Raw genomic sequence first — 12,750 nt, 5'->3', positions numbered from 1 at the left:
CCCACCCATCAAACAGGTGGACTCCCCGCATCTATTGTGCTACTCAAGCGCCTCCACAATCATAGCTGCCGCAGGACCCCCACCTGCGCATAAAGACGCACAGCCGTATCGAACACCACGGCGCTTCATTTCATTAAGTAACGTCACCAGCAACCGAACACCTGTCGAACCGACCGGATGACCAAGTGATACACCGGAGCCATTTGCGTTTACATTCTCGATATCAATCTTCAGCTCCCTGTTCACCGCAAGGAACTGGGCGGCAAATGCTTCATTAACCTCCCAATAGTCAATATCCCCTACGCTCAGATTCGCAAACTTGAGCGCACGATCAACCGCTGGAACGACACCGATCCCCATCACCTTCGGATCAACCGCCGCAGATGCGGTTGCCACGATACGGGCAAGAGGCTTGAGCCCAAGTTCTTTTGCTTTATCCGCAGACATAATAATAAGGGCGGCTGCTCCGTCATTCAGACTGGATGCATTGCCAGCTGTCACCGTTCCGTCTTTTTTGAACACCGGGCGCAACTTTGCAAGTGATTCGAGACTAGTATCCTGATTCGGATGCTCATCTGTGTCGATTACAACGGTTCCTTTTCTCGTCTTCACTTCCACCGGAACGATCTCGTCTTTAAACCTTCCTTCTTTAATCGCCTGGCAGGCACGCTGATGACTGAGCAGCGCATGCGCATCCTGCTCCGTACGAGAAATCTCATACTGCTCGGCAAGATTTTCGGCCGTTACGCCCATATGATAATTGTTGTATGGATCAATAAGTGCATCATATAACAGCGAATCAACAATTTCTCCGCCACCCATACGGAAACCGTCCCGTGCTTTCGGCAGCAAATGCGGCACGTTTGTCATACTTTCAAAGCCAACGGCAGCCCCGATCTCAACCTTGCCGAGCATAATCTCCTGTACGAGAATTTCCGCTGCCCGGATGGAGGACGGACACTGCTGATTAATGGTGGCCGCCACGGTTTCTACATTGCATCCTGCTCCAAGTGCGACCTGACGAGCTGGATTCCCTTTACATCCAGCTTGGTAGACATGCCCTGCAAGCACTTCTTCAATTTGCTCGGCGACAATGCCTGCTTTCTCAATCGCTGCCCTCAGTGCAATAATCCCTAACTCTACCGCAGTCAAACTTTTTAATGCCCCGGAAAAATCACCAATTGGTGTTCGCATCCCGCTTACAATTACGACATCGCGCATCCAAAACCCCTCCATTATTATGTTTTATAGTCCCAGATTTTTCGCAATAATTGTTTTCATAATTTCCGTTGTACCGGCATAAATCGCCGCTACCGGAATATCGCGGTATCTGCGAGCGATTTCGTATTCTTCCATATACCCGTAGCCACCGTGCAGCTGCATGCATTCAGACGCGACCTGCTTTGCCATGTCAGTGACCCACCATTTCGCCATCGACACTTGTGTAACAACATCTTTGCCTGCCATATGATTGACGATAAGATCATCTAGGAATGTACGTCCAATTTCGATCTGCGTTGCCATTTCTGCAATTTTAAAGCGGGTATTCTGGAAGCTACCAATCGACTGGCCAAACGCTTTGCGATTTTGGACGTATTCCATTGTCAGCTTCAGCATTTCCTCGGCAGCAACTTGTGCAGCGATAGCTACAACCAACCGCTCCTGCTGCAGCTTATCCATCAAATAATAGAAGCCTTGGCCTTCTTCCCCCAGCAAGTTCTGTACCGGAACACGTGCATCCTCAAAAATAAGCTCCGCCGTATCCTGACTGTGCAACCCGACTTTATCCAGCTTTTTGCCGCGTGAAAAGCCCAGCGTGTTGCGATCTACGACGAGCAGGCTAATACCTTTATACGCCGGTTTAGCCGCTGGATCTGTTTTGCATACGACAACGACCAGATCAGCGTGAATGCCGTTTGTAATGAACGTCTTCTCTCCGTTTAGAATGTAGTGGTCACCATCGCGCACCGCTGTTGTCCGGATTCCGGCCAGATCTGATCCCGCCCCTGGTTCCGTCATCGCAATCGCCGTAATTAGCTCCCCGCTAATGCAGCCAGGAAGCCAGCGCTCTTTCTGCTCTTCGGTTCCGAATGTATCAAGATACGGAACGACAATATCATTATGCAGCCCCACTCCGATCAAGCTCGATCCAACACGCTCTAATTCTTCGTTAATAATCACTTCATACACAAAATCCGCATTTAGCCCACCATACCGTTCATCCAGCCACGGGCATAAAAATCCGTTCTCCCCCAGCTTCGTCCAGAATTCGCGGGGAATGATACCGTCTTTTTCCCACGTGTCATAGTGTGGATACGCTTCCTTCTCCAAAAATTTACGAAACGCATCTCGAAATATTTTATGTTCTTCCTGCATGTATCTGCCTGCCATGTGTCTCCCTCCAAACATGATCATTGCTATTTGCCTGTACCTACATACAAAAGCAACTTCCATGCCAGCAGGAAAACCCTCGTACTCTCCTATCCTAGCGGTAGTTTTTCGGACAATATGTTTTAAATCCGGACACATACAAAACAGGAGATGACTCGATTACAGACAGTTTATCTGATACTTCTTTAATTTTTCGTACAGAACAGAGCGACTGATGCCCAGCAAGCGAGCTGCTTGCGATTTATTGCCGTTTGTTTTCTGCAAAGCCATCTGAATCGTATCTTGCTCGGCCTTGTTTAACAAATTATGCTGCAAAACAGGGAGCTGGCTACTCGGCAGCGATGCTTTCTTCAACACATAATCCGGCAGATCAGCAAGCTGGATTTTTCCCGATTCAGCAAATACCATGGCCCGCTCTAACACATTGCGCAATTCCCGCACATTCCCTGGCCATTCATATTCGAGCATCACTCGCTGTGCCTCCGCATCAATGCTCGTCACACTCGTTCCGTTACTCTTATTTAAATCCTTAATGAACAACTCACATAATAAAAGAATATCGCCTTTTCGCAGACGTAAAGGAGGAATCTCGAACGAAATGACATTCAGGCGGTAAAACAAATCTTCACGAAATGTCCCCTTCTCTACCATATCCTCAAGCGGGCGATTCGTCGCAGAAATAATCCGCACATCGACATGAATGCGATCCGTTCCCCCTACCCGATAGAACTCTCCTTCTTGCAATACCCGCAGCAGCTTCGCCTGTAGTGGAAGTGACATATCCCCCACCTCATCAAGAAACAGCGTCCCACCATGTGCAAGATCAAATTTGCCGACTTTCCCTTTATGCTTCGCCCCAGTAAACGCCCCTTCCTCATAGCCGAAAAATTCTGATTCCAGCAGGTGCTCTGGGATCGCAGCACAATTCACCGTTACAAACGGCTTTTCCTCACGCGGACTGATACTATGAATCGCATGGGCAAACAACTCTTTGCCAGTCCCACTTTCCCCCCGGATTAAAATCGTCGAACGCCCTTTTGCCGCCTTGCTTACGCTGTGCACAAGCTTCTCCATCTGATAATCGCCCGTGATGATCTCATCAAACGTAAAACGGGATGATTCCGTCTGCCGTCGCTGCTGTCTCGTCATGCTGTCTTTCCCTTCATGACGATCAAATCGTTTGAAGCGCTCTCGCACCTCCTGTAGCTGGCGAAACATAATTTTTCCGATCGCACCTACCACATGCTGATCTTGCAAAACCGGAATCCGATGTACGATATACTGAATGCCGTTTACTTCCATAAAATCGCTTATATCCGCAAGTCCACTTTTGATAACTCGTGTTAATCCAAGCTGCGGCAATACGCCATCAATCGCTTGATGAATCGTCCTGGATTCGTCAAGCTCAAACAATTCAATAAGAGACGGGCTTACGAATGAGATACGGCCCTGTTGGTTAATCATCACAATGCCATCGTACGCTTTATCGATTACGGTCTGAAGCATCGATTTCCAACGCTTGACCGATTCAAGTTCTTCTGCCATTCGCTCTACTTCCGAAATATTCTGAAACAGAGCGATAAACCCTTCCTGTCCTTTGACCGTCTTATATTTGGACAGACGAACAATCGTACGATAATTTCCTACTGCAATTCGCTGGTGAACTTCTTGTTCCATCTCTTGTACTTCAGTTGTATGGATATCCGGGATTACATCCTTTATGTTGCACCCAATGATCTGTTTCTCTACACAGCCGAGCATGTCACAAAACCGTGCATTCACAAAAATAACCCGGTTTTGTTCATCGGTCATAACCGCCCCTAGCTGTGACGTAGCTAGTATCGCTTCAAGCTGTTCCCGCAGCGAGTAGCTTGTAAGAAGCAATGTCCGGGCAATATCAATCGATGTAATCAAACCGATAGGACGCTGCTCACTGTCAAGCACAACCCCGGAGCCGACATTACTATTCTCTACAACCTTTTCGATGATGTCATACGGCGTATCGACTGAAAACGCTACCACATCTTTTTTCATAAACGGATGAATCGGCGTATGCAAGGGGTGTCCTGCAAGTACCATTTGATAGAGAATGCTGCGTGTAAATACACCACGTAAGCGTCCATCCTGATCGGTTACCGGGACAATGTTCCATTTTTTTCGCTTCATAATAGTGATCGCCTGCTCTAGCGTGCTTGCCTGACTCAAATAGTCGGTCACAGGCGTCATAATCTCTCGTAATTGAATCACAGCTATCACACCTATTCTATGAATCATATGTATGCTCTTATTATACGGTAGAAACCACACATATACAGGTTTTTTGGAAAACAAAAAACGTACAGCCCTCTCCTCGTAAATAAGGGCTGCACGTTTTTACGTATCCTTTATAAAACGCTATAATGCTCTTCTTTCATATCCGTGATAAACATATGACCCGGCGCGTGCGTAATCATAATTTCCGGCTTCACATGCATTGCCACTGCTTGTGGTGTCACACCGCAAGCCCAGAACACAGGTACTTCCCCATCCTTAATCGTAACCCGATCTCCAAAATCAGGGCGATTAATATCGGCAATCCCTATCGCGGACGGGTCACCGATATGCACCGGTGCTCCATGTACTGCTGGAAAACGACTTGTAATCTGCACCGCTCGTACAACATCACGCACTGGAAGTGGACGCATACTTACAACCATCGGACCTTCGAAATGACCGGTCTTCACGCACGGAATGTTTGTTTTATACATCGCTACATTACAGTTCTCCTCAATATGGCGAACCGGAAGACCATTCTGGAGCATCGCCCGCTCAAACGTAAAGCTGCATCCAATTAGAAATGCTACCATATCGTCTTCCCAGTACGGTGTAATGTCCGTCACTTCTTCAGTCAGTTCCCCGTTCCGGTAAATCCGGTAACCTGGCAGGTCTGTACGCAGGTCAGAGTTCGGAGCGATCAACTTCGGCACCGGTGAACCGACTTCCGTCACATCCAGCACCGGACACGGCTTCGGATTTCGCTGGCAAAACAGTAGAAAATCAAACGCCAGCTCTTTTTTCAAAATCGCCATATTTGCCTGCGTGTAGCCAGCCGCCATACCCGATGTAGGACGCGTCCATTCCCCTGTGCGAATCAGCGCGCGCGCTTCTTCCGGTGTAAACAATGAAGCATGATGCATATTCGTTGCTCCCCCCTGCTGCCTATTATAAGAACAATTTCGGAAGTTCTGTCGTTAATGTCTTAAAGCCCATATAGGACATCGCAATCACAACGAAAAGACCAAATACAGTCATCCACATCGGATGCTTGTAATCTCCGACAATATTTTTACGGTGTGCCGCCACCAGCATCACGCCAAGTGCAAGCGGAAGAATCAGACCGTTAAGCGCACCAACGAGAATGAGGACTTTAACCGGCTTGCCAATCATAACAAATACAGCTGTAGAAATCACAATAAACGCTACAATAATAGCTCGTTCATATTTTTCAATCACCGGGCTAAGCGTCCGAATGAAAGATACTGACGTATAAGCAGAGCCAATTACGGATGTAATCGAAGCAGCCCACATTACGATCCCAAATAGTTTATATCCGATATTCCCTGCAGCATGCTGGAACACAGAGGCTGGTGGATTACCTGGATCAAGTGCCAATCCTTGCGTAACAACACCAAGCGCAGCTAGGAACAGAAAAATCCGCATGATTGATGCAATACCGATTGCTGATACAGCACTGCGCGTTACTTCTGGCAGTGCATCACGCCCTTTAATTCCGGCATCAATGAGACGATGCCCACCTGCAAATGTAATGTAACCGCCTACCGTACCACCTACTAGTGTCACAATGGCCAGCATATCAATTTTATCTGGCACAAACGATTTAACAACAGCCTCTCCAACCGGAGGATGAGATGTCACAGCCACATAAATCATAAGAAGAATCATAACAACACCCGCAAGCTGTGCAAAACGATCCATCGCTTTCCCGGCTTCTCGAATGAGGAAAATCCCAATCGCGATTGCCCCGCTCAAAAGCGCACCCTTCTCAGGGGATAAGCCAAACATTACATTCGTACCAAGACCAGCACCACCGACGTTCCCAATATTAAATGCAAGACCGCCGACTATAACGAGAAACGCAAGCAGATAACCAAGGCCAGGCAATACCATATTCGCAATATCCTGCGCCCGTCTTTCAGAAACCGCAATGATGCGCCAAATGTTCATCTGAGCTCCGATATCAAGCAAAATCGACATCAGAATGACAAAACCAAAACTTGCACCAAGCTTGCTGGTAAATACCGTTGTCTGTGTTAAAAATCCAGGTCCAATTGCGGAAGTCGCCATCAAAAATGCAGCGCCCAGCAACACACTTGTTCTACTTTCTTTGCCCATACTACTTCCCCCTTCTAAGATGCCTTCTTTATATGATCGATTGGACAGCGATGTCCGCCTGCCCCAGCAGCTGCCGAATGCTTCGGGCAAATGCAAGCGCATGCGCACCATCGCCATGAATACATACCGTATCCGCCTGAATCGCTACGTCCTGTCCCTGCACGGAGCGAACGGCACCTTCTTTTACCATGCGAATGACCTGCTCGACTGCTTCCTCTGTATCTGTAATGAGTGCGTTTACTTCCCGGCGCGAAGTCAGTGACCCATCCACTTGATATGTCCGATCCGCAAACACTTCATGTGCAGTTCGAAGCCCCACTGCCTGACCAGCTTTAACTAATTCACTGCCCGATAGGCCGAACAGCACCAGCTCCGAGTTTACATCATATACCGCCTGCGCAATCGCATCTGACAACGCACGATTTTTAGCGGCCATGTTATAGAGTGCGCCGTGCGGCTTAACATGCTGCATCTTCCCGCCTACCGCCTTAACGAATCCATAGAGGGCACCAACCTGATAGACGACAATGTCATATGCTTCCTCCGGAGTTAGATCGAGATTGCGGCGTCCGAATCCTGCCAGATCAGGCAATCCAGGATGCGCCCCGATTGCAACCCCGTGTGCAAGCGCCGCTGCCACCGTTTTCTTCATGATGGATGGATCACCGGCATGAAACCCACAGGCGATATTCGCCGATGTAACGAACGGTAATATCTCTTCGTCTGTCCCCATCCGGTATGCGCCAAAGCTCTCCCCCATGTCACAGTTTATGTCTACCTTGTACATGCAAATCCCTCCTATCGAACTTGCAGAGTCAATCCCTGCTTGAATTGCTTCATGTCGAATTCCCGCTTCACATACAGCGCCTGCGCTTCCTCAAGTGAAACTTCTTCAAACCGTACGTATCCGCCTGGCTTTACCTGAGCAATCAACGGCAGATCCACACTAATAATCTGAGCGATACGCGGGTATCCGCCAGCCGTCTGCCGGTCTGCCAGCAACACAATTGGATTTCCTTCCGGCGGCACCTGAATCGTTCCGAAACTAACAGCTGACGATACCATCTCAAGCGGCTCGGTCAGTTCTAGCGACACATCTGCCAGCCGATACCCCATCCTGTCAGACTGGGGTGTGACACGGAATGGCTCCTTCCAGAACTTCTGCTTACTCTCTTCTGCAAAACACTCGAATTCTGGTCCACGTACAACACGAAGCACCGGATTCTCCTCGTATACCGGACGAAGCTCATGACTAACTCCCCACGGCAAAACGACAGCCTCATCTGATGGCGCTTTCAACCAGCCCGTGCTCTCTCCTGTCTTGAGCACATCTCCCGCCTGAAGTGCCCGTCCATGAAATCCGCCGATTCCAGCTCGCAAATACGTGCTTCGGCTTTCCATCACATCTGGTACACAAATCCCGCCAGCGACTGCGAGATACGTCCGGCATCCTGACACAGCGCCTCCGAATGTCAGCGTACTTCCTGCAGGTATGTATACAGGTCGCCAGAGTGGTATGGGCATACCGTCAACAGCAGGAGAAAGATTGCCACCCGCAAGCGCAACAAGCGTCGCTTTCTCAAAGACAAGCGCAGGCCCTAAGAGCGTAATCTCAAGAGCTGCTGCTTGCTCCTCATTGCCTGCTAGAAGATTAGCCAGCCGAAGCGCCATCGTATCCATGGCACCACTTGCCAGCACACCATACTTCTGAAGTCCGAAGCGCCCGGTATCTTGTACGGTTGTAAGCAGCCCCGGCTTCTTTACCCGGATACACATACAATATCCCCCTCCCAATTTTCATATTCGTCCTGTGTAATCGGTCGGAAGCGAATCACATCCCCCGCCATCAACAATGTCGGAGGGTTCCGATCTGGACGGAATAGCGGAACCGGCGTCCGACCAATCAGCTGCCAGCCGCCCGGTGTCTCAATTGGGTATACCCCAGTCTGCATCCCGGCAATTCCAACCGTTCCTGCTGGAATTGATAGGCGCGGGGATGAGCGTCTCGGTGCTGCAATCCGCTCAGACATGCCGCCTAGATATGGAAATCCTGGTGCAAAACCGATCATATAGACCAGATACTCTCCGCCGCTGTGGATGCGTACTACTTCTTCTGCTGTCAGCCCGTTATGCGATGCAACATCCTCCAGATCGGGTCCGAATTCCCCTCCATAACATACCGGTATTTCCACTGTACGCGCTTTCTGTTTCAATGATAGATGTTCCACCTGTGATACAGCCCGCTCCAACTCCGCCTCCGCCTCTGCATATCGCAAAACAAACGGGTCATAAAATACGGTCACCGTTGTAAAAGCCGGGATATATTCAATCATTCCCAAAAACGGGTACTGATCGAGATACAACGACAGCAGCCGAACTTTTTCATGAGAGGATGACCCGATAACCGTATCAAACTCCACCACAACCGCGGTGTCTCCTAATGAAAAATATCGCATGTTCCTTCTCCTCCTTCCGTGCTATTTTTGTACCCAGCCTAGCTTCTCCGAGATTTCCGTCGCTGCTTCCTGCACCTTCTCGATCAGCAACGGCAAGCGGTCAGAACTAAACCGTGTTGTCAATCCTGCAATACTCAAACTGGCGACAACACCTCCCGTATAATCGAAAATCGGAGCCCCTACCGCAGATGAGTAATCTTCCAGTTCAGAGTGACTGACTGTGTATCCCTTTTCTCTTGCTTCTTCCGTTATCGTCTTCAACTGATTTCGATCCGTAATCGTTCCAGATGCAACTTTGATCAGATCTACCTGATCGATGTAGCGACTCCGTTCATCATCGGTTAAAAAGGCAAGCAAAGCTCTCGGGCAGGCGCCTCCATACAGTGGGGCTCGTCGTCCGATCCGGGTATAAACACGAACAGGCTGCCTTGTATCAACCTTTTCAATATAGATCACATCGTCCCCATCACGAACAACAAGGTTTACAGCCTCCTCCAATTCATCACGTACACGTCGCATAATTGGCAAAGCAACATTCCTGATATCCAACCGCTCCGCCACAAGATGACCCAATCGTAAAAAGATTAGTCCCAGCTCATACAATCCGCTTTCATTCCGCTGCAAAAATCCCATTTCTTCCAATGATCCAAGCAAGCGATGAAGCGATGTTTTAGGCATGCCTGAAAGCGCTACCATTTCTTGCAAGCTAAGCTCTTTATGACTATAAAATAATTGCAATACATCTAGCGATTTAATAATTGTTTTGTTTGCGCTCATACTATCCTTTCGTTCCGAATTTCGGAACATCGATTCCGTTTTTGGATTATACTATCATGATAGAATTATCCGAATAAAAAAACAAGCGTATAAATAAAATTTTATCTAGAATTTTTTTGTAAAAGCTTACAATGCTAATTATTTACCTTCTCTCTCTCACTTATTTACACGTTCCATAACAAGCAAAAAGCCGCCGACTCCAAGTCAACGGCTTTCCTACATCTTACGGTTTTACGAAAACTTGATCTCTCCACGCAAAACTGTTTTCAACACTTTCCCACTTGCATTGCGCGGCAGCTCACTCACAAATTCTACGAGAGTTGGCACCTTATACTTCGCTAGACGCTCCTGACAAAACGATACCACCTGCTCCTCAGTCAGCGAATACCCATCCTTTACAACAACGCATGCCTTGGGAATCTCACCGTATACTTCGTGCGGTACGCCGACGACAGCCGCTTCGAGCACTTCCGGCATCTCATACAATACTTCTTCGACCTCAATCGGATAAATATTTTCACCGCCGCGAATCAGCATATCTTTTTTGCGGTCAACAATATACAGAAATCCTTCTTCATCCAGCTTGCCCAGATCCCCACTGAACAGCCAGCCACCTCGAATCGCAAGCGCTGTCGCTTCCGGATTTTTCAAGTACCCTTTCATTACATGATCGCCTTTAATCGCAATCTCTCCAACTTGTCCAATCGGCATTTCGTTCCCCTCTTCGTCCACAACGCGCACCTCGCTGCGCGGAAGTGGTTTCCCTACTGATCCAGCTTTACTTAATGCATGCTCATCCCCTAATGTGGTCGTACCTGGTGAATTTTCGGTCTGACCGTACAAATTTTGCACTCCAGTCTGCGGGAATAGCTGCTTAATTCTTCTAATTAATTCATACGGCATTGGCGCTGCCCCGTACATAAATTTGCGCAGGTTTGGAACTTCCATGCTTTCAATGCCAGGTGTGTTTAACAAAATCATATACATGGCTGGAACACCAAAGAAGATGGACACTTCATTCTTCTGCAGCGATTCAATCGTCCCCTGCGGATGAAACCCTGATTCAATCACAAGTGTCCCGCCCCCATAAATCAGCGGTAGCATAAAAACGTGCGCTGCTGCGCAATGGAACAGCGGTGCGACAATCATGACACGATCTTCCTTCTGCATGCCAAGCGCCTCGTTCCACATAGATGCAACCGCCACACAATTGCGATGGGTGAGCATTACCCCTTTTGGCTTCCCGGTTGTGCCAGACGTATAAAAAATGACAGCGGTATCATCTTCCTGCTGCTGAAGCTTCGGAATCTCGCCTCCTAGCTTGATCGCCTCGTTCAGCTCAAATCCACCTCCGCCTTCTCCTACGTGAACGAAGTGCTGCAAATGCGGCACCTGTGGAATCACCTGTTCAACGATCCCTGACAAATCATGATCATACACAAGCATGCGAGCTTCTGAATGATTCAGGATGTATTCGATTTCCCGCGGAGCAAGGCGAGTATTAATCGGAAGTACAACAAGCCCGGCAAACTGGCAAGCGAAATAGCATGTTACAAACGAATCTGAGTTATTGAGCAACAGAGCAACAACATCACCCTGAACAAGCCCCTGTCTATGAAAATATCCCCCTAGACGGCGGCAATTCTCCTGCATATGCGCATAGCTTGTTTCACGTCCTTGAAAAACGGTAATCAGTCGATCCGGCTGCCTCACAGCATGCTGCTGCAATACATTTGAAAGTAACATGTCCATTCTCCTCCCACTACTTTGTAAGCGCTTAACATCTACTTCTTTCTTTACTCTAAACAAGCAAAGATTATGCCAGTCCAAATCATCCTGTATGATAAATGTAATGTACGAAATATAGACATCTTTCAAAACAAAAGCGTCCTGATATCAGACAACAAGGCATCGCCTACTGTACCGGGGCGATGCCTTGTTTACGATCTTATCTTCGTTTTGTAATTTTCCCTGATCCTCCACTATTAACTCGAGGTGGAGAATTGCTTTGTGGTCTGGAAAAACTCGAACTGCTCGGCCTAATTTCCTTCCTCTTATTGTACGAAGCACCCTCATCAGATGACTTTACAATCTTCCCTTTTTTCGTAGGACTTTCATTTGTGCCAACCGATGTTTTCCCACTGTTTGAGGTAGATGACGGTCGATCACTTCGCTTAATAATCGATCCACTGCTCTGTGTTGTAATCGGTGGCGTCACTTTCTTCTCTTGTGCTGTAGGTGTATGATACGTAGTTTTTGGCCTATAGATATCCCGCTCCGTATATCCACGGTACTTGCCATCATATCGTTTATGTGAATCAAATAAGTTATCTAGTACGCTGGCTAAAATGTATCCTTCTAAAAAGGAAGGACTATAATTCTGACGGACAAATTCATTATTGCTGACCTCAATTAATGTATCTTCTGGCTTTTTGGGATCTTTTTGAAGATGGTACCACTTATCCGGGTAAACAAGGAACATTCGCTCGGTATCTGTTTTGGAGATTTCTTTTGGCTCTTCCTGCTGCCTAAGCTCTTCTGCTACTTGTGGAACTGTCTTATTTTCCGCGCGATATACTTTAGACTGCTGCTGACCGTTTTGTGTAATCGACTCCAGCGGGTACGAATTCTCTGCCGCTTCACCTCCGCATCCTGCTAGTGTTAAAGCGAGTAACGCACCTATCAAAATAACCTTGACCGATGTGAGGAGCCTTGTTACCATCGCTTTTCCCTC

Annotated in this window: 11 protein-coding genes; all 11 read right to left on the bottom strand. The window is 48.0% G+C overall.

The window, feature by feature from the left end; all coding sequences use genetic code 11:
- Nucleotides 1-39 precede the first annotated feature (39 nt).
- On the bottom strand, nt 40-1,221 hold the full coding sequence (locus PO771_RS07485; RefSeq protein ID WP_272562638.1) for a thiolase family protein: 1,182 nt from the start codon (nt 1,219-1,221) through the stop codon (nt 40-42).
- 24 nt (nt 1,222-1,245) lie between these two features.
- Nucleotides 1,246-2,391 (bottom strand): acyl-CoA dehydrogenase family protein, encoded by a 1,146-nt coding sequence (locus PO771_RS07480; RefSeq protein ID WP_272562637.1) that lies wholly within the window; start codon nt 2,389-2,391, stop codon nt 1,246-1,248.
- Between the two features lie 159 nt (nt 2,392-2,550).
- On the bottom strand, nt 2,551-4,665 hold the full coding sequence (locus PO771_RS07475; RefSeq protein ID WP_272562636.1) for a sigma 54-interacting transcriptional regulator: 2,115 nt from the start codon (nt 4,663-4,665) through the stop codon (nt 2,551-2,553).
- Nucleotides 4,666-4,775: 110 nt separating this feature from the next.
- Nucleotides 4,776-5,567 (bottom strand): putative hydro-lyase, encoded by a 792-nt coding sequence (locus tag PO771_RS07470; protein WP_272562635.1) that lies wholly within the window; start codon nt 5,565-5,567, stop codon nt 4,776-4,778.
- Between the two features lie 25 nt (nt 5,568-5,592).
- Nucleotides 5,593-6,783: an NRAMP family divalent metal transporter gene (locus PO771_RS07465; RefSeq protein ID WP_272562634.1), complete on the bottom strand. Its 1,191-nt coding sequence runs from the start codon at nt 6,781-6,783 to the stop codon at nt 5,593-5,595.
- Nucleotides 6,784-6,811: 28 nt separating this feature from the next.
- On the bottom strand, nt 6,812-7,570 hold the full coding sequence (gene pxpA / locus PO771_RS07460; RefSeq protein ID WP_272562633.1) for a 5-oxoprolinase subunit PxpA: 759 nt from the start codon (nt 7,568-7,570) through the stop codon (nt 6,812-6,814).
- A gap of 11 nt (nt 7,571-7,581) precedes the next feature.
- Nucleotides 7,582-8,559 (bottom strand): 5-oxoprolinase subunit C family protein, encoded by a 978-nt coding sequence (locus tag PO771_RS07455; RefSeq protein WP_272562632.1) that lies wholly within the window; start codon nt 8,557-8,559, stop codon nt 7,582-7,584.
- Entirely contained in the window at nt 8,544-9,239 is a 696-nt protein-coding gene (gene pxpB / locus PO771_RS07450) for a 5-oxoprolinase subunit PxpB (RefSeq protein ID WP_272562631.1), read from the bottom strand. The genes PO771_RS07455 and pxpB overlap by 16 nt, the downstream gene beginning before the upstream one ends.
- A gap of 21 nt (nt 9,240-9,260) precedes the next feature.
- Complete coding sequence (locus PO771_RS07445) at nt 9,261-10,016, bottom strand: IclR family transcriptional regulator (RefSeq protein WP_272562630.1); 756 nt, start codon at nt 10,014-10,016, stop codon at nt 9,261-9,263.
- Nucleotides 10,017-10,247: 231 nt separating this feature from the next.
- Entirely contained in the window at nt 10,248-11,762 is a 1,515-nt protein-coding gene (locus tag PO771_RS07440; protein WP_272562629.1) for a class I adenylate-forming enzyme family protein, read from the bottom strand.
- Nucleotides 11,763-11,964: 202 nt separating this feature from the next.
- Nucleotides 11,965-12,738 carry a DUF4247 domain-containing protein gene (locus PO771_RS07435; protein ID WP_272562628.1) on the bottom strand — a complete coding sequence of 258 codons (774 nt, stop codon included), beginning with the start codon at nt 12,736-12,738 and terminating at the stop codon, nt 11,965-11,967.
- Nucleotides 12,739-12,750 lie beyond the last annotated feature (12 nt).

Source organism: Aneurinibacillus uraniidurans, assembly GCF_028471905.1.
Classification (GTDB): domain Bacteria; phylum Bacillota; class Bacilli; order Aneurinibacillales; family Aneurinibacillaceae; genus Aneurinibacillus; species Aneurinibacillus uraniidurans.
This window is presented reverse-complemented; position numbering and strand designations above follow the sequence as displayed.